Here is a 21,664-nt window from a genome sequence, read left to right as displayed (position 1 = left end):
ACGCTCAGAACCAGTGGTGCGCCACGTTGAACAGCAGCACACAGGCGACGGTCGTCCTGAAGACCACTACGCCACGGGAGCGCGCCAGCAGCGCGTGGCCGTCGCGCAGGAAGGAGACGTACTGGCGCAGCCGCAGCGCCATCAGCGGCAGGGTCGCCACCACGAACCAGCCGGGAATCCACCCCGCGGCGTACGGCCCGATGATCACCAGGAGGTTCACCGCCGTCAGCGCCCCCAGGAACACCTGGTTGCCACGCCTCGACGTCATCACCGCGACGGTGCGCCGGCCCACCGCGGCGTCCCCGTCGATGTCCTGGGTGTTGGAGTAACCGGCTATCAGCAGCTGCCCGAACCCGAACAGCAGCGCCTCCACCAGCACCAGCGCGGGAAGGTCACCGGCGGTCAGGGAGTAGGGAGACAGCACGAACGCCGTGGCCGAGAAGAGCAGCAGCAGCTCACCGAGCCCGACGTAGCTGAGCTTCAGACCCCACGAGTACTGCGGGCTGAAGACGAGCAGCAGCGTGGTGACCACGACACCCCACACGGGCGCGTGCGGTGCCGCGAGCACCGCCACCAGCCACCACAGCGCCCCCCACACCAGGGCCACGTACCCGAACCGCTGCGCCTGGTGCACGGTGAGCTCGCCGGTGAGCAGCGGCTTGCGCTTGAGTGGCCGCAGCTCGGTGTTGTCGTCGGAGAGGTAGTTCGCCGTGTCGCTGCCGTCCTTGACGCCGGTCACGTCGTCCAGCGTCATGACCGCGGACAGTACGCCCACCTTCCCCACGGCGAACACCAGCAGCGTCAGGAGCACCTGCCCGTCCAGGCGGGCGCCCGGCTCCATCGCCGTCCACACGATGAGCAGTGCGAGGAGGAAGTCGAGGACGAACTGGAACTTGACCAGCCTGGCGTACCTGCCGAGTCGCTGCAGAACGCCTGCTTCGGGGGCCACTTGCATATCCGTAGCCGCCATGGAGTGAGTCCTTACTGTCGGGCCGGGGACGCCTCCTCAGAGCGTCACCGCGGCGGTGTTGAGGCAGGCGAGCAGTGAACGTGCCTGCACGTTGACGTACCGGCTGTGCCGCGCCAGCGCGTTGAGCTGCCCGGGCGTGATCCAGCGGAACCCCGCAGGTGGCTCGGTGGGGGCCTGCGACTCGTCCGCCTCGACGAACAGATAACGGCTCTGCGCGTGATAGAAGCGGCCGCCCTCCTCGGAGTGCACCGCCTCGTAGCGGATCTGCTTCTCGTCGGCGCCGAGCACCAGGTCGAGGAAGCGCGGGCGCTGTGCGGGGCCCAGGTGGCGGTGGTTGTCCGGCACGCACTGCACCGTCGGCGCCAGCTCCAGCGTCTCCATGAGGCCACCCTCCGGGAGGGCCCGCACGAGCAGGTGCGGGACACCGCCGAAGCGGCGGGTCACGAACGCCGTGACCCCGAGACCGAGCGGTTCGATCAAGGGCTGGGTCCACTGCGCGACTTCCCGGCCGGCGGCTTCCACCGCGACCGCCATCACGCGGAAGTAGCCCTCCGGTACATGGTCGATGGACCAGTCGCCGCGCACCCAGTTCGTCACCTCGGCGAGCGGCACCGACCGCACCCGGCGGTCGTGCCGGGAACGCTCGGCGGTGATCCAGGACAGCAGCCCCAGGTCGGAGTGGAGCGCTCCGGTCTCGGCCGGCTGCACCGGGGCGCAGGCGAGGACGGTACGCGCGTCCATGTTCACCACGTTGTCGAGGCGCAGCAGCTCCCCGATCTGCCCGAGGGTCAGCCAGCAGAAACCGTCCTCCAGCGGGACCTCGCCCTCCGCCTCCACCAGCATGTTCCGGTTGGCCTTGCGCAGGAACCACGAGCCGTGCTCCGACTGGAGCACATCGGCGATGACCCGCTCCGGCGGTACGTCCAGGAAGTACTCGAGGTACTTCACGTCCGCGCCCCGGTGCACCTTCGTGTAGTTGCTGCGGGTCGCCTGCACGGTCGGCGACAACTGCACCAGGTTGGGGTTGCCCGGCTCCATCTTCGCCTGCATCAGGAAGTGCAGGACGCCGTCGAACTCCTTGGCCAGGATGCCCAGGATGCCGACTTCCGGCTGGTTGATGATCGGCTGGCGCCACTCCGGGACCGGGTTCTCGGGATGGGTGACGTGGATGCCCTCCACCGTGAAGAACCGTCCGCTGCGGTGCACGAGATTGCCGGTCCCCGGCGCGAAGGACCAGCTGTCGAGGTCGGCGAACGGGATGCGCTCCACCCGGTACCGGTGGGATCGCGTGCGCTCCGCCAGCCACGGCACGAACTCCTCGGTACGCGGACCGCGGCCGTGCGTGGCGAGCGCCGAGCGGAGAAGGCGGTCCGGTCCGGCCGCCTGCTCGTCGCGGCTGCGCAGGGCCGGCGCCTGCGCGCTCATCGGGCCGCCTCCGAGGTGGCGGCGCGCTTGACGTCCTGCCACCAGCCGGGGTGGTCCCGGTACCAGTCGACGGTCTCGCGCAGACCGCGCTCGAACGGCACCGCCGGCTCGAAGCCCAGCTCCTCGCGGATCTTCGTACCGTCGAGGGAGTAGCGGTCGTCGTGCCCCAGCCGGTCGGCCACCCGGCGGACGGCCGACGCGTCGGCGCCGCACAGCTCCAGCAACTGGTGGGTGAGCTCCAGGTTGGTCCGTTCGACACCCCCTCCCACGTTGTAGACCTCCCCGGCCCGGCCCTTGGCGCGCACCGCCTCCACGGCGCGGCAGTGGTCCTCGACGTGGATCCACTCGCGGACGTTGTGCCCGTCCCCGTACAGCGGCACCGGCTTGCCCTCCAGGAGGTTGGTGACGAAGAGCGGGATGAGCTTCTCGGTGTGCTGGTAGGGGCCGTAGTTGTTGGAACAGCGAGTGATCGACACGTCCAGCCCGTGGGTGCGCCAGTAGGAGCGGACCACGAGGTCGGAGGCGGCCTTGGACGCCGCGTACGGCGAGTTGGGTGCCAGCGGCCAGGTCTCGGTCCACGACCCGGACGCGATCGAGCCGTAGACCTCGTCGGTGGACACGTGCACGATCCGCTCCACACCGGCGAGGCGCGCGCAGTCGAGCAGCACCTGGGTGCCCATGACGTTGGTGCGGATGAAGTCGGTGGCGGCCGCCACGGACCGGTCGACGTGTGACTCGGCCGCGAAGTGCACGATCGAGTCGTGGCCGGGCAGCAGCTCCCGCAGCAGTCCGGCGTCGCAGATGTCGCCGCGGACGAAGTCCAGACGCTCCGCGCCCACCGGCAGGTTGGCGAGGTTGCCGCTGTAGGTCAGCTTGTCGACGACGGTCACCCGGGCGCCGACGGCCTGCGGATAGCGGTCGTCGAGCACGGCGCGCACATAGTGCGAGCCGATGAAGCCGGCGCCGCCCGTGACCAGGATTCTCATGATGCAACCTCCACCCGGGAGTCGTCCCCGACGATCAGCCGGTGCCGGCGGGTGGCCGTCACCGAGGCGGTCCTGCCGATGAGCGAGCCGCTCAGCCTGCGCAGGTCCGACAACGAGGACCCGTCCTGCACGATCGAGTCCTCGATGAGCGAGCGACGCACCGCGCAGCCGGCGCCGATCGCGGTGTAGCGCCCGAGGTGGCTGTCCTCCACCACGCTCCCGGGGCCGATGTACGCAGGCCCCTCGATGCGGGAGCGCACCACGCGCGCATCGGGGGAGAGCACCACGGGACCGGATAGAACGCTGGCGTCGTCCACCTCGCCGCGCCGCTGCGGGCACACCTCGTCCAGCAGCCTGCGATTGGCTTCGAGGACGGCGTCGACACTTCCGGTGTCGGCCCAGAAGCCGAAGTACTCGCTCGCCTTGACACGGGCTCCGTCCTCCACGAGCCACTGGATCGCGTCGGTGATCTCCAGCTCCCCGCGCGCACTCGGCCGGATGCTGTCCACCGCCCGGTGAATGGCCGGAGTGAAGAAGTAGACGCCGATCAGAGCGAGTTCGCTGCGTGGTACGGACGGCTTCTCGGCGAGCCGGGTCACCGTGGCCGACTCGTCGATCTCGGCGACTCCGAAAGACCGCGGATCGGCGACTTTCTGCACGACGATCTGAGCGTCCGGCCGGTGTGCCGTGAAAGTCCGCGTGATTTCCGTGATTCCCTCAGAAAGGACGTTGTCGCCGAGGTACATCAGGAAATCGTCGGCACCCAGGAATTCCCGGGCGATCAGCACGCAGTGGGCCAGCCCGAGGGGCTGTGCCTGGTGGATGTAGGTGATGCGGGCGCCGAACCGGGACCCGTCGCCCATCACTTCGCGGATCTGTTCCGACCGGTCGCCGACGATCACGCCGATATCGGTGATGCCCGCAGCCAGGATGTTGTCGATGACATGTTCCAGGACCGCCTTGCCGGCGACCGGAATCAGCTGTTTCGGCGTGGAATAGGTGAAGGGCCGAAGCCGGGTTCCCATCCCGCCGGACAGTACGAGAGCCTTCACTTTGTCCTTCCGGATCGATTCTTCGGCCAATGGGTGATGTCCGTAGGATTTTCCGGGAGTGCATGAGTGAGGCTAACGGCGCCGTCTTGGACGTCCGTTGATATGTTCTTGGACTCTGTCATGTCCTGCTTGGCGTGACGCGTTCCGTGCTATTCACCCATGCGGAAGGGCGATCCGGCCGGCGCCGCCGGGCACGAGGGCGGGGCGCCGGGCCGGTGCACGGGCGGGGCACCGCGGCCGACGCCGTGCGGGCCCGCGCGCGTGCCCGGCCGGCCTGTGGGTCACACCTGCTCGCCGGCCGGCCCGGGGGTCACACCTGCTCGCCGGCCGGCGTCTCCTGCGCCGCCTCCTCGGGGCTCAGCGTTCCGCCCCGTTCGTAGGCGGCGGTGAACCGCTCCTCGCCCAGCCGCTCACGGGCGCCCGCCGCGATCCGGTCCACGTCGTCCCGCTCGCCCTCGGGCAGGGGAGTGCCCACGCGTCCCCGGGCCGCGGCGGCCGCGCCGAGCAGGCACGCCGCCCGCTCGGCGCGGCCCGCCAGGAGCTGCGCCCCGGCCAGACCCTCCAGACCCAGGGCGACCGCGCGGGGATCACCCGACTCCTGCGCGACCCGCAGGCCGTCCCGCTGCAACTCCAGGGCGGTCCGCGGGTCACCGCGCAACTCCGCGACGAACCCGAGCTCGGCGAGGATCAGCGAGGGCACGCCGGGCTGGTAGCCCATGCGCCGGTGGACGTCGAGCACGTTGCGCAGGTGACGCTCGGCGGTGTCCAGGTCGCCCTCCCGGCGGGCCCCCATGGCGAGTCCCATCTCGGCGAACTGCTCGCCGAAGTCGTCCGACTGCTCCACGGCGAGCCGCCGGGCCCGCTCGTGGTACTCCCGGGCCAGCGCCCAGTCCCGGGTGAGCAGGGAGATCCGCCCCAGCCCCGAGAGGTGGAACGACACCTCGGGCCACAGCTCCAGGTCCTCCGCCATGCGCAGCCCGTCGCGCAGCAGCCGCCCGGCCTGCGGGTAGTCCCCGACCACCTCGGCCAGCGTCTGCAGCGGCACCATGGCCCGCAACTGCCCCCACCGGTCGCCCAGTTCGCGGAACATCTCCAGGCTCTGCTCGCCGTACCTGCGCAGCGCGCCGAACTCGCCGCGCAGCTTGGCGATGAACGCCCGGCTGCTCAGCGCCGCCGCCGTGCCCCAGCGGTCCTCCAGCGCCCGGAACGTCATCAGCGCCCGCTCGACCAGCTCCTCGCTGGGCCCCAGGTCCCCGACGCCGTACAGGTTGGACCCCAGGAACCACTGGGCGTGCGCCTCGCCGCCGGGGTCGTCCAGCTCCTCGTAGGGGCGCAGCGCGGCGCGGTACTCGGCGAGCGGGTCCTTGCCGCCGCCGAGGAGCAGCCTGGTCCCGCCCAGCCAGGCCGTCGCCTCGGCGGCGGCCCGGGTGACCGGGGTCCGCGGCACCAGGGCGAGCGCCGCGGTCAGGGAACGTTCCGCCTCGCGGTTGCGGCCGCGCAGATGCCAGAACCACGCCAGGGCGTTGACCAGCCGCAGGGCCCGCTCGCCGTCCCCGCTGTGCACGGCGCTCTCCAGAGCCGTCCGAAGGTTCGCCGTCTCGCTGTCGAGCCGGCGCAGCCACTCCCGCTGCCCGTGGCCGCGCAGATGCGGCCTGGCCCGCTCGGCGAACGCGGTGTAGTAGGACCGGTGGCGCAGGCGCAGGGTCTCCAGCTCACCGCTCTCGCCCACCTGCTCCAGGCAGTACGCGGTGACGGACTCCAGCAGCCGGTAGCGCGGCCCGTCGACGCCGTCGCTCATGACCACGAGGGAGCAGTCCACCAGACGGGCCAGCAGGTCCAGCACCTCCGTGCGGTCCACGCCCGCGCCCGCGCACAGTTCCTCCGCCGCCGCCAGCGAACAGCCGTCGGCGTGCACGGCCAGGCGGTGCAGCACCGCCCGCTCCCGGGGGCTCAGCAGGCCGCAGCTCCACTCGATGACCGCCCGCAGCGTGCGGTGGCGCGCCGGGGCGTCGCGGGTCCCGGCGGCCAGCAGCGTGAACCGGTCGTCGAGCCGGGCGGCCAGCTCCCGCACGCCCAGGGCGCGTACCCGGGTGGCCGCCATCTCCAGTGCCAGCGGGATGCCGTCGAGACGGCGGCAGACGGAGACCACGGGGGCGATGGTCTCCTCGCTCAGCCGGAAGCGGGGGGCGGCCGCTGCGGCCCGCGCCGTGAACAGTTCGACGGCGCTGAACCGCAGCACGTCCTCGGTGCTCAGCCCCGCGGCGGACCGCGGCAGGTCCAGCGGAGGCACCTCCACGAGCTGCTCGCCGCCCACGCTGAGCGAGGTCTGGCTGGTGGTCATGATGTGCAGCCGCGGCGCCGCTCTGAGCAGCCGTGCCGCCAACTCGGCCACCGGCTCCACGACATGCTCGCAGTTGTCGAGGACCAGCAGGGCCGGCGCGTCGCCGAGGGCGTGCGCCACCCGCGCGGTGGAGGAGAGCGGGTCGCCGTCGGGGGAAGGGGAGGAGGTGATGTCGTCGCGCACGCCGAGCACCGCCTCGACCACCTCGTGGACCTCCGTGGCCGACGTGGCGGAGCGGTCGAGGGAGGCGAACTCCGCCAGCCAGACACCACCGGGGAACTCCGGGCCGACCGCGGCCGCGGTCGCCAGGGCGAGCTGGGTCTTGCCCACGCCGCCCGAGCCGGTGAGGGTCACCAGCCGGTGCCGGCCGACGAGTGCGCGCAGCCGCTCGATCAGCGCGTCCCTGCCGATCAGGTCGACCGGCGGGGCGGGCAGGTTCGTCGGCGGCCGGGCCGCGGTGGTGCTCGGCGACGGCGCGGCCGCCAGGGCCGGGCTCTGCGTGAGGATCGCCTGGTGCAGCGCGGCCAGTTCGGGGGAGGGGTCCACGCCCAGCTCCTCGGCGAGCCGCTCGCGCAGCTCCCCGTAGCTGGTGAGGGCGGCGCTCTGCCGGCCGGCGAGATACAGGGCGCGGATGTGCGCCGTACGCAGCCGCTCGCGCAGCGGATGCGACCCCACCAGATCCGCCAACTCGTCCGCGACCAGGGCGTGTTCGCCGAGCTCCAGGCGGGCCTCGGCCTGCTCCTCCAGCGCCGTCAGGCGCTGCTCCTCCAAGCGGTCGGCGGCGGTGCGGGCGAACTCCTCGTCGACGAAGTCGGCGAACGCCGGCCCCCGCCACAGGGCCAGCGCCTCGGTCAGCAGGTTCGTCCGGGTGCGGGGATCGGTGCTGTGGCGGGCGCGGGCCGTCAGGTCGAGGAAACGGTCGGCGTCGACGGACCCGGGCGGGACCACGAGCCCGTAGCCGGGCGGGCGGGAGACCACCAGGTCCCGGCCGCCGGGCGCGGCGTCCTCCAGGGCCCGGCGCAGCTGCCACACCTTGTTCTGCAGGACACCGGCGGGGTTGCTCGGCAGCTGCGCGCCCCACAGGTCGTCGATCAGCCGGTCCACGGACACGGGCCGGCCACGGTGGATCAGCAGCGCGGTGAGCAGAGCACGCACCTTCAGCTCCGGCACCCGCACCGGCCGCCCTTCGTCCGTCCACACCGCCAGCGGGCCGAGCACCCCGAAACGCATGTGATCACGCTAGCCGAACCGGGCGGCGCGCGTCAGGGCGATGCGGTGCGAAGACGGCCGGGAGCGACCGGCCGGGAGCGATCGGCCGGGAGCGATCGGGGACGACCGGCCGGAAGTGACTGGGCGGCGCCGGCCGAGGGACGCCGGCCGAGAGGACCGAGCGCGCCGGCCGAGAGGCGCCGGCCGAGGAGGCCGAGAGGGGCCGAGAGCGGACCGGGAGCGGGCCGGGAGCGGCGCCGGGCACCGTGGGAGCCGAGGACCCGAGCCCACGGAGGGGAACCATGTCTGAGCCGAAACTGCGGGTGTCCGTCATCATCGGCAGCATCCGTAACGGCCGATTCGGGCCCACGGCGGCCCGGTGGATCGCGGACGAGGCGGCCAAGCGCGAGGATCTCGCCGTCGATGTGATCGACCTGGCGAAGGTGTGGCTGCCCGACGTGCTGCCGGCGGACGAAAACGCGGAGCGGCCGCCCGCCGTCCAGGACCTGGCGCCCTGGCTGGCCCGCGCCGACGCGTTCATCATCGTGACGCCGGAGTACAACCACAGCTTCCCCGCCTCCCTCAAGAACGCCATCGACTGGTACGTCGACGAGTGGAAGGCCAAGCCGGTCGCGTTCGTCTCCTACGGCGGCATCGCCGGCGGGCTGCGCGCCGTCGCCCATCTGCGCGAGATTCTCCCCGGTATGCACGCCGTGACGGTCCGCGACTCCGTCGCCTTCCCCGAGTACTGGAACCGCTTCGACGAGCAGGGCCGGCTGATGAACGCCACGGAGTGCGAGGCCGCCGCCAAGACGATGCTCGACCAGCTGACCTGGTGGGGACGCACCCTGCGCGACGCGCGGGCCGTACGGCCCTACCCCGGCTGACGCTCCCGCCCCGTTCCCGTGGTCCGCACCACACCGTCCCCGACCCTGGAAGGACACCCATGTCATCTCATGTCTCCCCGGCGACGCCGGTGAAGGCAGGGACCCGTGAGTGGCTCGGTCTCGCCGTGCTCGCCCTGCCCACGCTGCTGCTGGCGCTCGATCAGAGCGTGCTGTTCCTCGCGCTTCCGCACCTGGCGGAGTCCCTGAACCCCACCGGCACCCAGACGCTGTGGATCATGGACATCTACGGCTTCATGATCGCCGGTTTCCTGGTCACCATGGGTACGCTCGGCGACCGGATCGGCCGGCGCAGGCTGCTGCTGTTCGGCGCCACCTTCGTCGGCGCCACCTCACTGCTGGCGGCCTACTCCACCAGCGCCGAGATGCTGATCGCCACCCGGGCGCTGCTCGGTGTCGCCGCGGCCACCCTGATGCCCTCCACGCTGGCGCTGATCAGCAACATGTTCCAGGACCCGGGGCAACGCGGCCGTGCCATCGCGGTGTGGGCCAGCTGCTTCATGGCGGGCACGGCGCTCGGCCCCATGATCGGCGGCGTGATGCTCGACTACTTCTGGTGGGGTTCGGTCTTCCTGCTCGGCGTTCCGGTCATGATCATCCTGCTGATCGCGGGTCCCGTCCTGCTCCCCGAGTACCGTGACCCCGACGGCGGTCGGCTCGACCTGTTCAGCGTCGCGCTCTCACTGGGCACCATCCTGCCGGTCATCTTCGGCCTCAAGGAGATCGCCCGCTACGGCTGGCGGCCGCTGCCCCTGCTGGTGATCGCGGCCGGCCTGGCCGTCGGCGTGGTCTTCGTCCGCCGCCAGACCCGGCTGACGCACCCGCTGCTCGACCTGCGCCTGTTCCGCTCCGGCGCCTTCACCTCGGCGCTGCTCGTGCTGATGCTGGCGATGGCCACCATGGGCGGCAGCTACCTGTTCATCACCGGCTTCCTGCAGATGGTCGAGGGCCTGTCGCCCACCGCCGCCGGCCTGTGGATGGTGCCGTCGGCGCTCGCCTCGATCGTGGCGGCGATGATCGCCCCCAGCCTGACCAAGCGGCTGCCCATGGGCCTGGTGATCGGCGGTGGTCTCACCCTGACGACCGTCGGCTACCTCCTGGTCGCCTTCGTCGACCCGGTGGGCGGACTCCCCCTGCTGATCACCGGCTTCGTGATCGCCTTCTTCGGTACGGGACCGATCGGCGCCCTGGGCACCAACCTCGTGGTCAGCTCCGCCCCGCCGGAGAAGGGCGGTTCCGCCGCATCCCTGTCCGAGACGAGCGGCGAGTTCGGCGTCTCGCTCGGCGTCGCGGCGTTCGGCAGCCTGGGCACCGCGCTCTACCGCGGCGACATCACCGTCCCGCAGGGCGTGCCGGCCGAACAGGCCCAGGCCGTGCGCGGCGGCATGGAAGGCGCGATCGTCGCCGCCCAGGAGCTGCCCTCGGACCTGCGCGACCAGGTGCTGGCCGCGGCGCGCGAGGCGTACACGGGCGGCATGAACGTCGTCGCCGTCGTCTGCGCCTCGCTCATCGCCGTCACCGCGGTGCTGGCGGTGACCCTGCTGCGCAAGGTGGGCGGCACGACGCCGGCCGAGGACGAGCCGGCCGCCGCCCGGCAGGATTCCGTCCCGGCCGGTTCCTGACCGCCGAACGTCCCGGCGCGGGCCCTTCGCCACCCCGGCGAAGGGCCCGCGCCGTATCCGTGCGCCGGGGCATACCGCTGACCTGACACATGCGGTGGCCCGCTCATGGATCCCCTCCCCGGCCGTCGACAGCATGGACTCGTGCGCTCGCGTTCCCCGGCGCGTCCAACCTCCCGCCCTCGACACGCAAAGGAATCCGTCCATGGTCTTGTGCCGAATCTGCGGTGGCCCGGTCGACGAGTTCTTCGACTTCGGCCGGCAGCCCGTCTCCGATTCCTTCGTGACGCCGGAGACGGCGGGCAGCGAGTTCTACTTCCGGCTGGCCGCCGGTGTCTGCACCGACTGCACCATGGTGCAGCTCATCGAAGAGGTGCCCCGCGAGAAGATGTTCCACGAGGACTACCCGTACCGCTCGGCGGGCTCGGCCGTCATGCGCGAGCACTTCGAGAAGTACGCGCACCGGCTGCTGGACGGCGAACTCGCCGTCGACGACCCCTTCGTGGTGGAGATCGGCTCCAACGACGGGACCATGCTGAAGACGATCGGCCGGGCCGGCGTGCGCCACCTCGGCGTCGACCCCTCCGCGCAGGTCGCCGAGTTCGCCAAGGCCGCGGGCGTGCGGGTGCGCACGGACTTCTTCCAGGACTCCAGCGCACGCGACATCGCCGCGGCCGACGGACCCGCCGACGTGATCTTCTCCGCGAACACCGTCAGCCACATCGCCTACATCGACTCGGTGTTCCGGGGCGTGGACGCACTGCTCGGCCCCGACGGCGTCTTCGTCATCGAGGACCGCTACCTGGGCTCGATCATCGAGCAGAACGCCTTCGACCAGATCTACGACGAGCACTTCTACCTCTTCTCGGTCGGCTCCGTACAGGCCATGGCCCGGCGCTTCGGCCTCGAACTGGCCGACGTGGAGCCGCTGTCCGTGCACGGCGGGTCCATGCGGTACACCATCGCCCGGCCCGGACGGCGGACCGTCTCCGCGGCCGTCACCGAGCACATCGAGCGTGAGCGCGAGGCGGGCCTGGGCCGGCCGGAGACCTACCACCGCTTCGCCCAGCACGTGAAGGAGAGCTGCCGCGACCTGGTGCGGCTGCTCACCGACCTGCGCGAGCAGGGCCACTCGGTGGTCGGCTACGGCGCCACCGCGAAGAGCGCCACCGTCCTCAACTACTGCGGGATCGGCCCCGACCTGGTCCCGTTCATCTGCGACAACACCCCCGCCAAGCAGGGCCGGCTCGCCCCGGGCACGCACATCCCCATCCGGCCGTCCGAGCAGTTCTCCCAGCCCTACCCCGACTACGCCCTGCTCTTCGCCTGGAACCACGCCGAGGAAATCCTGGCGAAGGAACGGGAGTTCCGGGCCGCGGGCGGCAAGTGGATCCGCTACGTGCCCGACGTGCACGTCGTCTGATCCCCCGCCAGGGACCACACAACGGGCCAGGAAGGCCCCCGATCCTCAACCGGAAGGTGTCATGAACAAGTACGCCGGCAAGAAGGCCGTGGTCACCGGCGGTACGCACGGCATCGGCATGGCCGTGGTGAAGAAGCTCCTCGACGGTGGAGCGGAGGTGCTGCTCACCGGTCTCAACGAGAAGAACATCGAGGCTGCCCGCGCCGAACTCGGCCCGCGCGCCCACGTGCTGCGCTCCGACGCGGCGAGCATGTCCGACATCGACGCCCTCGGCACGGCGGTCGAGGAGACACTGGGCGAGGTCGACTTCGTCTTCGTCAACGTCGGCTACCTGAAGTTCGGTTCCCTCAGCCAGGTCAGCGAGGAAACCTACGACCGCATGTTCGACACCAACACCAAGGGTGCCTTCTTCACCGCGCAGCGGCTCGCGCCCCTGGTCAAGAACGACGGCTCGTTCGTCTTCACCACCGCCGTCGCCGTCGGCATGGGCTTCGTCGCCACCAGCGTCGGCACCGCCATGAAGTCCGCCATCCGCGCCTTCTCCAAGGTCTTCGCCTCCGAGTTGCTGCCCCGTGGCATCCGCGTCAACACGGTCAGCCCCGGCTTCACCGACACCCCCACGATGGGCATCGCCGAGATCTCCGACGAACTGCGCGCCGCCAACATCAAGGAGGGCGTCGAGCTGACCCCCATGCGGCGCTTCGGCACCCCTGAGGAGGTCGCCGACGCGGTGCTCTTCCTCGCCTTCGACGCCACCTTCACCACCGGCGTCGACCTGCCCGTCGACGGCGGTCTCGGCCAGGGCCTGGAGTGGCCGCACGACGAGATCGTCGAACACTGACCCGGTCGGACCAGCAGACGGAGGTGGAGCGATGACCAGTCGCACACAACGCACCAGGACCGCGGTGATCGGCGGGGGCATGGCCGGCTGCGCCGCCGCCCGCCAGTTGCTGCGCAGCGGCCGCGAGGTGGTCGTCTTCGAGGCGGCGGACGGACTCGGCGGCCGGGCCCGCTCCTGGCACCGCCCGGAGATCGAGCCCGACGTCGGTATCAACCTGATGTACGTCAGCTTCTACAAGCTGATGACCCAGCTCATCAAGGAGTACGGGCTGGAGGACGAGCTGATCCGGATCTCCAGCAACGTCTGGATCTCCGACCACGGCAAGGCCGTGCCGCTCTCCTCCGACTCCCCGCTCAGCCTGCTCCGCTACCGGCACGTCAAGCTGCGCGACCGGGTCGCCTTCCTGCTGACCACCCTCGCCCAGGTCGCCCGCAAGAAGCAGCTCGACCTGTTCGACCCGGTCAAGTCGGCCCCGTTCGACGACGGGCAGAGCGCCGCCGACTGGGGCTACCGGAAGGTCTCCCAGCGCGGCTTCGACTTCCTGCTGCGCCCCCAGATCGAGGGCTTCTGGAACTTCGCCTGCGAGGAGATCTCCGCCGTCCACGCCCGAGCCCTGCTCGCCTGGATGGGCGGCTCCGGCTTCTACGTGCTGCGCAACGGCATGGAGATCCTCGCCGAGAAGAACGCCGAGGGAGCCGAGCTGCGGCTGTCGCACGAGGTCACCGGCATCCAGCAGGACGGCACCGGCGTCGTCGTCGGCGCCGTCGGCCCGGACGGCACCCCGGTCACCGAGACCTTCGACGAGGTCGTCGTGGCCACGCCCGCGCCGATCGCGGCCAAGCTCGTCGCCGCGCTGCCCGCGCAGGCCGTGGGCGAGGAGACCCGCCGGTTCCTGGAGACGCAGAAGTACGAACCGGCCCTGTCCGTCGCGTTCCTGGTCGACAAGGGCACCCTGCCCGCCGAGGCGCACATCGTGGCCGGCGGCCCCGAGGACCCGCCCCTGCGCAACATGATCACCTACCCGCGCACGGTGCGGGACGAGCGGGGACGGCCCGTCGACAAGCTCCTGGTGTTCACCTACCCCGGCCGCGCCAACACCCGCCGCCTGCTCGGCCGTCCCGCCGAGGAGCAGTTCGCAGAGGTGACCAAGCTGCTCACGTCGCTGTGGCCGGAGTTCCCGGTGGAGAGCGCCGAGCCGTTCCAGATCGCGGAGCGCCCCTACGGGTTCCCCATCCCCGCACCGGGCCGTTACCGCCGCTCCGTGGCGGTCCTGAAGGAGCAGCGGCCTCCGGTCGTCTTCGCCGGCGACTACTTCAACTCCCCCACGACGGAAGCGGCGATGCTCTCGGGAGTCCGGGCCGCCGCGGTACTCACGAAGGCAGGTTGAGACAGCGTATGAAGGTCCTGTTCATCCCCGGAAACAGCCCTTACCCGATCTTCTCCCACACCCCGCTCGCCACGGCCGTGCGCAATGCCGGACACCAGGTGTTCATGGGCGGCATCGACTGGGTGCTGCCCAACATCGCCAGCGTCGGCCTGCCCGCCGTGAAGATCTCCCCGGTGTCGATGGAGGAGGTCAGCGCCTTCATGGGCGCCATGCCGGAGGATCCGGCCGAGCAGCTCAAGGCGGTGGGCCGGGTCTACGCCGAGATCGCCGTGGACAGCCTGGATCGCCTGCTCGACCTGGCCGACCACTGGCGCCCCGACCTCGTCGTCGGCGGCGGCATGTTCTACACCGCCCCGCTGCTCGCCGACCACCTGAACATTCCCAGCGTGCGCCTGGAATGGGACCGCATCGACTCCCGTGCCTACGACCCGGGCGCCGAACCCGTGCTCGCCCCGGTCCTCGCCGAACTGGGCCTGCAGAAGCTGCCCGATCCCGACCTGTGGCTCGACGTCTGTCCGCCCAGCCTGCGGCCCGACGACGCGGTCCCCGCCAAGCTCATGCGCTGGGTCCCGGGCAACCCCCAGAAGCCGCTGGAGCCGTGGATGTACACCAAGGGCGACCGCCCCCGCGTCTACATCACCGCCGGGACCCGGCTGTTCAGCGGCGAGGGGCTGCGCGACATGGCGCGCAGTGTCGGCAAGCTCGGCGCCGAGGTCGTGGTGGGCGCCCCCGAGGTCGTCGCCGCGGAACTGCGTGACGAGGTGCCCGAGGCGCGCGTCGGCTGGGTGCCGCTCGACGTACTGGCCCCCACCTGCGACGTCATCATTCACCACGGGGGCGGCGGCACCGACATGACCGCCCTGCACGCCGGCGTCCCGCAGCTGATCGCGCACCCCGAGTACCCCACCACCGCCACCCGCCGGATCGTCGAGTACGGCGCCGCCACCCTGGTCGAGTCGGGCGGCTACGAGGAGATCAACGCGGCCTGCGAGCTGCTGCTGAAGGATCCCTCGTACCGCGCGCGGGCGCGGGAGGTGTCCCGGGAGATGGCCCAGCTGCCCCCGGCCCACGAGATCGTCAGCGACCTGGAGCGCCTGGTGGCCGACCGGGCCTGAACCGGCCGGCAGGCCCCGGCCCCTGCGACAGGAGAGGAGAACGCGGTGCGTATCGCCGCGACGTCGATCCCCGGGGCGTACCTGGTGACCCCCGAGCAACTACCGGACGAGCGCGGCGCCTTCTGGGAGGGCATGCGCGCCGACCAACTCGAGAAGGTGCTGGGTGAGCCGTTCGTGCCCCGGCAGATCAGCTACTCCGTGTCCCGCCGCAACACCCTGCGCGGCATCCACACGGTGGCCATACCGCCCGGGCAGGCCAAGTACGTCAGCTGCGTACGCGGCGCGCTGCGCGACATCATCGTCGACCTGCGCATCGGCTCACCCACCTTCGGACGGCACCACGTCTGCACCCTCGACGCGTCCTCCGGCCGCTCCCTCTACATTCCCGAGGGTGTGGGCCACGGTTTCGTGGCCCTCGGCGACGACACCTGCATCTGCTACGTGATGTCGACCGTCTACGAGCCGGGCACCCAGATCGACATCGACCCCTTCGATCCCGAACTGGCCCTGCCCTGGGACCTCACCGAGGAACCCCTGATGTCCCCCAAGGACAGGGCCGCGCCCGGTCTCGCGCAGGCCCTGGCCGCCGGGGTGCTGCCCCGCTGGCACCAGGAGACGCAGTGACAGATGTCCTTCGCGTCGGTGTGCTCGGCAGCGCGGAGATCGCGCGCCGCCGGATGCTGCCGGCCTTCGCCCGTTCCGCGGCCTTCGAGGTCGCCGCGATCGCCTCCCGGGACCCGGACCGCGGCGCGGCGGCCGCCGCACCCTACGGCGCGCGGGTGCTGCCCGACTACGCCCGGCTGATCGGGGACGGTGACGTGGACGCCGTCTACGTCCCGCTGCCGCTCGCCCTGCACGCCGAGTGGGTCGAGGCGGCCTTGCGCGCGGGCAAGCACGTGCTGGCCGAGAAGCCGCTGAGCACCTCCCCGGAGGTGAGCGCGGACCTGTTCGCGCTGGCCCGCCGCCGGGGCCTGGTCCTGATGGAGAACGTCATGTTCGTCCACCACGGCCAGCACGCCCGGGTGCGCCGGCTTCTCGCGCAGGGCGCCATCGGCGAACCACGCTCGTTCCAGGCGGCGTTCACCGTGCCCCGGCGCCCGGCCGGAGACATCCGCTACCGCCCGGAACTGGGCGGCGGCGCCCTGTGGGACACCGGCGTCTACCCGGTGCGTGCCGCCCAGTTCCTGCTCGGCAGCGGCCTGACCGTGGTGGGCGCCGTCACCACGGCCGCCGCGGGCTTCGACGTCGACACCTCCGGGGCCGCCCTGCTGCGCCGGCCCGGCGACGGCGTCGCCGTCCAGCTGTCCTACGGCCTCGACCACGCCTACCGCAGCGCCTACGAGATCGGCGGCAGCTCCGGTCGGCTGACCCTCGACATGGCGTTCACCCCGTCCGCCGACCATGTCCCCGTGCTCCGGCTCGACGACTCGTCCGGCAGCAGGGAGTTGCGGCTGGAGCCCGAGGACCAGGTGGCCGGCACCGTCGCGGCGTTCGCCGAGGCGGTGCGTCGCGGTGCCGTCGACACCGAGCACGAGCGGGCCGCGCTGGAGCAGGCCCGGCTGCTGCGCGACATCCTCGACAGCGCGGGCGCGGCTTCGGCCTCTGTGGCGGCCCCGGTGCCGGGGCCGACTCCGGTGCCGGGCGACTGAGCACCGCGCCGGGGGCGGCGCGCACACGACCGAGCGGCACACGGTCCGACCGTGTGCCGCTCGGTCATGAGGTGGACGGCTGGGTCGAGCGCGCGGGCCCGGTCACGGGCCGGCCCGGAGGCGGGATGACGCGGCCGGTCACGGGCCGACCGTGCCGTCGGGATCCGGCGGGGGCGCGCTCAGCCGGCGTTGCCCCCGGCCGTGTGCGCGGGACCCAGCTCCTCCATCTTGAACTCACCCGTGGGGAAGCTGGGCGTGGGCAGCGGATCGGGGTAGGCGGCCTCCTCGCGCGGCGGCTGCCGGCGCACATAGGCCGCCCGGGCCTTGAGCGCGGCGTCCACCGCCAGCCGCAGCAGCCGCGACGGCTCGGACACGCCGAACGCCTTGCGCATGTGCGGGGTCAGCAGCGCGGGCAGTGCCGCCGCCGCCACCTTGCGCCCCAGCGGCTGGAGCCGCCTCGGGAGCCAGGCCGCCATGGGCTCGATGACCGTGTTCCGCAGCACCTGCCACAGCGTCACGGCCTCCGGCGAGTACGCGAACGTCCGCTCCACGTACTCGTCGTGGAACCGGGCGAACTCCTCGTACGAGCCCGGGATGTCCTTCAGGCCCATGAATTCGCCCTGCTCCCGCATGTGCAGGTACGCCGCGGTCCGCTCCTGGTCGGTCAGCGGCCGCCAGCCGTACCGGTCCACCCAGCGGATCTGGACGAGCATGCTGGTGGCGAGGACGAACAGGTACTCCTCGTTGCTGATGCTCCACTGCGTCTTCTCGTCGCTGATGTGGCGGACCGCGTTCTTGTGGATGCGGTTCATCTGCCGGACCGCCGCCCGGCCGCGCTCGTCCTTGAACCCGCGCCGCACCATCTCCAGGCTGATGAGGGCGAAGTGCTCCATGCGCCGCTGCGTGTTGTGGGTCAGTTCCCCGGTGCGCACCAGGAGCGCGGCCATGTGGGGCGGCGCGACGCTGTTGCAGAACGCCAGCGCGCCCGCGACGCTGAAGTCCCACGGGAACTCGTAGCCCATGTCGAGCCACCAGATGCGGCTGTACTCCTCCTTGACGTCCATGCCCTGGATCTCCCGGAGTCGGGCATACCGTTCGTTCCTGTCGATGGCCATGGTGCGGCCTCTCCTCTCGCCGGTCACCTCGGAAAACTGCGGTTCGGCTGACGCCCGGGCCGTACGGCCGTCGCGCCCGTGCCGGTGGCGGGGGAGCAGCGGGACGACGGCTCCCGCGTGACGACCATGCCCGAAGGAGGCGCCGTCCGCCCCGCGACGCGTGCGACTGCGTCAAGTCGGCCACCGGCGCGCTGCGTCCCCCGGCACCGGAGCCGGAAAAGGAAAGAAGGCGTGACCGGACGGCGTGAGTCGGTACACCCGCCGAGCCGGCCGACGCGTCCACAGTGCGTCACCCGGCCCGGCCCCACGTCAGCTCGACGTGACCGGCCGAGAGGCTACTTGACATAGATGTGGGGCTTCTGTGTCGGCTCTGCCGGGCGGTGGGCACGCTGGGGCCGCTTGCCCACCCACAAGGACGCCCTCGCCGAATGGAGCTGCACATGAGTATGTTGAACAGGCGACGGTTCATGGCCGGAGCGGGCGCCGCTGTGGCCACCTCCGGGACCGTCACCGCACTCGGTACGCAGTCGCCCGCGCACGCGGCCCCCGAGACCGCCTCCGGCGCGATCCCGACCGTCAGACCCGGTGACCCCCGGTACGTCGACATGGTGTCGGGCATGAACGCCCGTCTCGTCGGCACCCCCGAGGCCGTCCGGCTGCCCGCCACCACGCAGCAGGTGGTCCGGGTGGTGCGCGAGGCCGTCGAGGCCGGCAAGCGGATCGTGGTGCGCAGCGGCGGCCACTGCTTCGAGGACTTCGTCTTCAACAAGGAGGCCCAGATCATCGCCGACCTGCGGCTGATGAACCGGGTCGGCTACGACGAGCGGCGGCGTGCCTTCTTCGTCGAACCCGGCGCCACCCTCCTCGACATCTACGAGACCCTGCACAACGGCTGGGGCGTGACGATCCCCGGCGGCGGCTGCCACAGCGTCGGCGCGGGCGGACACTTCGCGGGCGGCGGTTACGGGGTCCTGTCCCGGGCGCACGGCATCGTCATCGACCACGTGTACGCCGCCGAGGTCGTCACGGTCGACCGCAAGGGCCGGGTGCGGGCCGTCGTGGCCACGCGGGAGCCGAACGATCCGAACCGCGACCTGCTGTGGGCGCTCGCCGGCGGTGGCGGCGGCAACTTCGGCATCGTCACCAAGTACTGGCTGCGCAGCCGCGGCGCCAAGGGCAACGACCCGGGCCGGCTGCTGCCCCGGCCGCCGTCCCGGGTCGTCTACACCCAGGTCACCTGGCCCTGGGAGCAGATCACCGAGGCCGGCTTCACCAACCTGCTGCGCAAGTACGGCCAGTGGTCCAAGGACAACGCCTCCCTCGACTCGGAGTACCTGGACCTCGGGCACTGGCTGTTCCTCAACCACGTGTCGGCCGGCACCCTCTTCCTCGTGGCGCAGATCGACGCCGACAAGCCCGGCGCCCAGCAGCGGATGGACGCCTTCGTCGACTTCCTCAGCGACGCCATGGGCGCCCAGCCGAATTGGCGCGACTCCCAGAACCTGCCGTTCATGAAGGCCACCACCTACAGCACCACCGGCGGTGAGACGCTCAACAACCCGAACCTGCGCACCTTCCACAAGTCCGCCTTCGTCAAGGACGTCTTTCCGCAGCGCCAGATCGACGCGCTGTACAAGCACTTGACCCGCAAGGACTACAACAACACCTACAGCTACATCGTGCTGGCCTCCGCGGGCGGCCGGATCAACGAGCTGGGCCCGCGCGACACCCCGGCGCCGCACCGCGACTCGCACCTGGTGATGTTCTACGAGTCGTACTGGCACCGCGCCGACCACGACGAGGCCAACATCGCCTGGCTGCGCGACATCTACCGTGACGTGTACGCCGACACCGGCGGTGTCCCCGTGCCCAACGACGTCACCGACGGCTGCTACATCAACTACCCGGACAACGACCTCAGCGACCCCGAGTTCAACAAGTCCGGGATCCCCTGGCACCAGCTCTACTACAAGGACAACTACGCGCGGCTGCAGAAGGTCAAGGCCGCCTGGGACCCGCGCAACGTCTTCCGCCACCGGCAGTCCGTCGAACTGCCGGGCAGGTGACCCTCCCGCCACACGAAGCGGGCTGTGCGACCGGCCGGGTCGCACAGCCCGCTTCCGCGCCGCGTCCGTCCCGGCCGGCCGTCACGACCCCGGCCGGGACGGAACGGACCTCACAGCAGCGCGCGTGCCTCCGCGATGAGCTCCACCTGCCGCTCCCAGTCACCGCCGTCGACCAGGAGGTCGAGATGGTCGGCGCCGGCCTCCGCGTACGCGGCGAACCGCTCCGCGGCCTCCTTGGGGCTGCCGCCGATCGGCACCAGCAGCGCCTCCTCGGGGGTCAGCCCGTACATGTCCACCAGGCTCTTCTCGAACGCGGCCCGCGCCGAGCGCACCGACTCGTCGTCACCGAGCCCCGCGTGCAGCCACACCGTGGTGGTCGGCGCGGGCCGCCCCGCCTCCTCGGCGGCCTCCCGCAGCTTCGCGACGCCGCGGGCGATGGTCGCCGGGGAGGCCATCGACGGCAGCCAGCCGTCCGCGTGCAGCGCGGCCCGCCGGATCGCGTTGTCCGAGTTGCCGCCCACCAGCACCGGCGGCGCCGGCACGGCCGGCGCGAGCGTCACGGCGGTGCCGTCCGGCAGCGTCGTCTCCTCGCCGGCGAGCAGCCCCGGCAGCAACTCGAGGGAGCGCACGAGCCGTGTGGTGCGGCCCTCCGCTGTGGCCCCCACGGCCTGCCAGAACGGAGTCCCGGGAGCTCCGCCCGAGCCGACACCGAGGATGACCCGGTTGCCGGACAGATGCTGCAGCGTGCCGATCTGGGCGGCGGTCCAGGCGAGGTTCCGCAGCGGCAGCACCAGAAGGCTGAAGCGCAGGTCGACCCGATCGGTGACGGCGGCGGCGGCCGAGAGCGCGACGGTGGCCTCCAGGGCCGGCGCGCCGTTGCCCATGATGAAGTCGGACACCGACACGGAATCCAGACCGGCCTGTTCGACGTGCCGGGCGCCGGCCGCTATGCCTGGGAAGCCCTTCGGCGCCAGGTCGGCCATGGTGGGCAGGGATATGCCGACTTTGATCGCTGGCAAGACGTCCTCCGTGTCGCATGACGAATGGGAACGCCACCGCCGGGGACGGACCACCGGACCCCTTCGGAGAGCTGACCGCACGGCGATGGCCGTTGCAGCGTAGCGACGCACGCCGTCCCGCACCGCGACGCAGCCCGCACTATGTCAGCTTGCCCCGCCACCGGGGCGCGCCCCCGGGAACGGACACTTGACGAAGCCCGGAGGACCGCGTTGCCCCGTGTTCACGCGATGGAGTCCACTCGTGCCGTTGTCAGGCAGACGCCGGGGCGTCAGGACCGCCCAGCTCAGGGGTGCCCGGCGCGTGCTCGTGGTCAGGACGACTCTGGAGTCAGAACCGACATGACTGTTGTAGCGAAGGACCCCGGCGACCTCGCCGAGGGGCGGAAGCCGGTCACGCGCCTCGACCGGGTGATCATCAGGTTCGCGGGGGACTCGGGCGACGGTATGCAGCTCACCGGTGACCGTTTCACCTCGGAGACCGCGTCGTTCGGCAACGACCTGTCGACCCTGCCGAACTTCCCGGCCGAGATCAGGGCGCCCGC

At 71.5% G+C, this 21,664-nt stretch carries 17 protein-coding genes; 10 read left to right on the top strand and 7 right to left on the bottom strand.

What is annotated here, in order from left to right:
* Positions 1-4: 4 nt before the first annotated feature.
* From ACPXCS_RS25865 to ACPXCS_RS25845, 5 genes are all read right to left on the bottom strand, one after another.
* Positions 5-955: a UbiA family prenyltransferase gene (locus ACPXCS_RS25865; RefSeq protein WP_425951203.1), complete on the bottom strand. Its 951-nt coding sequence runs from the start codon at positions 953-955 to the stop codon at positions 5-7.
* Positions 956-1,006: 51 nt separating this feature from the next.
* Positions 1,007-2,395, bottom strand: a complete 1,389-nt coding sequence (locus ACPXCS_RS25860; RefSeq protein ID WP_425951184.1) for an NDP-hexose 2,3-dehydratase family protein — start codon at positions 2,393-2,395, stop codon at positions 1,007-1,009.
* Positions 2,392-3,381 (bottom strand): dTDP-glucose 4,6-dehydratase, encoded by a 990-nt coding sequence (rfbB, locus tag ACPXCS_RS25855; RefSeq protein ID WP_425951185.1) that lies wholly within the window; start codon positions 3,379-3,381, stop codon positions 2,392-2,394. Before rfbB ends, ACPXCS_RS25860 begins: the two co-directional genes overlap by 4 nt.
* Entirely contained in the window at positions 3,378-4,433 is a 1,056-nt protein-coding gene (locus tag ACPXCS_RS25850) for a glucose-1-phosphate thymidylyltransferase (protein WP_425951204.1), read from the bottom strand. Before ACPXCS_RS25850 ends, rfbB begins: the two co-directional genes overlap by 4 nt.
* Positions 4,434-4,743: 310 nt before the next feature.
* Positions 4,744-8,004 (bottom strand): BTAD domain-containing putative transcriptional regulator, encoded by a 3,261-nt coding sequence (locus ACPXCS_RS25845; RefSeq protein WP_425951186.1) that lies wholly within the window; start codon positions 8,002-8,004, stop codon positions 4,744-4,746.
* 281 nt (positions 8,005-8,285) lie between these two features.
* Between ACPXCS_RS25845 and ACPXCS_RS25840 the strand changes: the two genes are divergently transcribed.
* From ACPXCS_RS25840 to ACPXCS_RS25805, 8 genes are all read left to right on the top strand, one after another.
* On the top strand, positions 8,286-8,870 hold the full coding sequence (locus ACPXCS_RS25840; protein WP_425951187.1) for an NADPH-dependent FMN reductase: 585 nt from the start codon (positions 8,286-8,288) through the stop codon (positions 8,868-8,870).
* Positions 8,871-8,929: 59 nt separating this feature from the next.
* Positions 8,930-10,510: an MFS transporter gene (locus ACPXCS_RS25835; protein WP_425951188.1), complete on the top strand. Its 1,581-nt coding sequence runs from the start codon at positions 8,930-8,932 to the stop codon at positions 10,508-10,510.
* 202 nt (positions 10,511-10,712) lie between these two features.
* Entirely contained in the window at positions 10,713-11,930 is a 1,218-nt protein-coding gene (locus ACPXCS_RS25830) for a methyltransferase domain-containing protein (RefSeq protein WP_425951189.1), read from the top strand.
* A gap of 61 nt (positions 11,931-11,991) precedes the next feature.
* On the top strand, positions 11,992-12,771 hold the full coding sequence (locus ACPXCS_RS25825) for an SDR family oxidoreductase (RefSeq protein WP_425951190.1): 780 nt from the start codon (positions 11,992-11,994) through the stop codon (positions 12,769-12,771).
* A 31-nt stretch (positions 12,772-12,802) separates the two neighbouring features.
* Positions 12,803-14,158 (top strand): FAD-dependent oxidoreductase, encoded by a 1,356-nt coding sequence (locus tag ACPXCS_RS25820; protein WP_425951191.1) that lies wholly within the window; start codon positions 12,803-12,805, stop codon positions 14,156-14,158.
* Positions 14,155-15,273, top strand: coding sequence for a nucleotide disphospho-sugar-binding domain-containing protein (locus tag ACPXCS_RS25815; protein ID WP_425951192.1), 1,119 nt, complete (start codon positions 14,155-14,157; stop codon positions 15,271-15,273). Before ACPXCS_RS25820 ends, ACPXCS_RS25815 begins: the two co-directional genes overlap by 4 nt.
* 45 nt (positions 15,274-15,318) lie before the next feature.
* The gene (locus ACPXCS_RS25810) at positions 15,319-15,897 is read left to right on the top strand and encodes a dTDP-4-dehydrorhamnose 3,5-epimerase family protein (RefSeq protein WP_425951193.1); all 579 of its coding nucleotides are present in this window, start codon (positions 15,319-15,321) and stop codon (positions 15,895-15,897) included.
* Positions 15,894-16,922, top strand: a complete 1,029-nt coding sequence (locus tag ACPXCS_RS25805; RefSeq protein WP_425951194.1) for a Gfo/Idh/MocA family protein — start codon at positions 15,894-15,896, stop codon at positions 16,920-16,922. The genes ACPXCS_RS25810 and ACPXCS_RS25805 overlap by 4 nt, the downstream gene beginning before the upstream one ends.
* Before the next feature lie 179 nt (positions 16,923-17,101).
* Here ACPXCS_RS25805 and ACPXCS_RS25800 read toward each other — a convergent pair whose 3' ends face one another.
* Positions 17,102-18,037: an oxygenase MpaB family protein gene (locus tag ACPXCS_RS25800; protein ID WP_425951195.1), complete on the bottom strand. Its 936-nt coding sequence runs from the start codon at positions 18,035-18,037 to the stop codon at positions 17,102-17,104.
* Between the two features lie 440 nt (positions 18,038-18,477).
* Between ACPXCS_RS25800 and ACPXCS_RS25795 the strand changes: the two genes are divergently transcribed.
* On the top strand, positions 18,478-20,103 hold the full coding sequence (locus ACPXCS_RS25795; RefSeq protein WP_425951196.1) for an FAD-binding protein: 1,626 nt from the start codon (positions 18,478-18,480) through the stop codon (positions 20,101-20,103).
* Between the two features lie 110 nt (positions 20,104-20,213).
* Here the strand turns inward: ACPXCS_RS25795 and ACPXCS_RS25790 are convergent, their stop codons facing one another.
* Positions 20,214-21,122, bottom strand: a complete 909-nt coding sequence (locus tag ACPXCS_RS25790) for an LLM class flavin-dependent oxidoreductase (RefSeq protein WP_425951197.1) — start codon at positions 21,120-21,122, stop codon at positions 20,214-20,216.
* A gap of 339 nt (positions 21,123-21,461) precedes the next feature.
* Between ACPXCS_RS25790 and ACPXCS_RS25785 the strand changes: the two genes are divergently transcribed.
* Positions 21,462-21,664 (top strand): hypothetical protein (locus ACPXCS_RS25785; protein WP_425951198.1); only part of this gene is annotated, 203 nt, incomplete at its 3' end.

The sequence above is a fragment of the Streptomyces sp. DT190 genome, assembly GCF_049846985.1.
Classification (GTDB): Bacteria; Actinomycetota; Actinomycetes; order Streptomycetales; family Streptomycetaceae; genus Streptomyces.
This window is presented reverse-complemented; position numbering and strand designations above follow the sequence as displayed.

What these genes read in the sequence shown, in the direction of transcription:
- ACPXCS_RS25835 (WP_425951188.1), top strand. Translation starts at nt 8,930, where the DNA reads ATGTCATCTCATGTCTCCCCGGCGACGCCGGTGAAGGCAGGGACCCGT.
- ACPXCS_RS25840 (WP_425951187.1), top strand. Translation starts at nt 8,286, where the DNA reads ATGTCTGAGCCGAAACTGCGGGTGTCCGTCATCATCGGCAGCATCCGT.
- ACPXCS_RS25845 (WP_425951186.1), bottom strand. Translation starts at nt 8,004, where the DNA reads ATGCGTTTCGGGGTGCTCGGCCCGCTGGCGGTGTGGACGGACGAAGGG.
- ACPXCS_RS25795 (WP_425951196.1), top strand. Translation starts at nt 18,478, where the DNA reads ATGAGTATGTTGAACAGGCGACGGTTCATGGCCGGAGCGGGCGCCGCT.
- ACPXCS_RS25820 (WP_425951191.1), top strand. Translation starts at nt 12,803, where the DNA reads ATGACCAGTCGCACACAACGCACCAGGACCGCGGTGATCGGCGGGGGC.
- ACPXCS_RS25865 (WP_425951203.1), bottom strand. Translation starts at nt 955, where the DNA reads ATGCAAGTGGCCCCCGAAGCAGGCGTTCTGCAGCGACTCGGCAGGTAC.
- ACPXCS_RS25860 (WP_425951184.1), bottom strand. Translation starts at nt 2,395, where the DNA reads ATGAGCGCGCAGGCGCCGGCCCTGCGCAGCCGCGACGAGCAGGCGGCC.
- ACPXCS_RS25800 (WP_425951195.1), bottom strand. Translation starts at nt 18,037, where the DNA reads ATGGCCATCGACAGGAACGAACGGTATGCCCGACTCCGGGAGATCCAG.
- ACPXCS_RS25825 (WP_425951190.1), top strand. Translation starts at nt 11,992, where the DNA reads ATGAACAAGTACGCCGGCAAGAAGGCCGTGGTCACCGGCGGTACGCAC.
- ACPXCS_RS25830 (WP_425951189.1), top strand. Translation starts at nt 10,713, where the DNA reads ATGGTCTTGTGCCGAATCTGCGGTGGCCCGGTCGACGAGTTCTTCGAC.
- rfbB (WP_425951185.1), bottom strand. Translation starts at nt 3,381, where the DNA reads ATGAGAATCCTGGTCACGGGCGGCGCCGGCTTCATCGGCTCGCACTAT.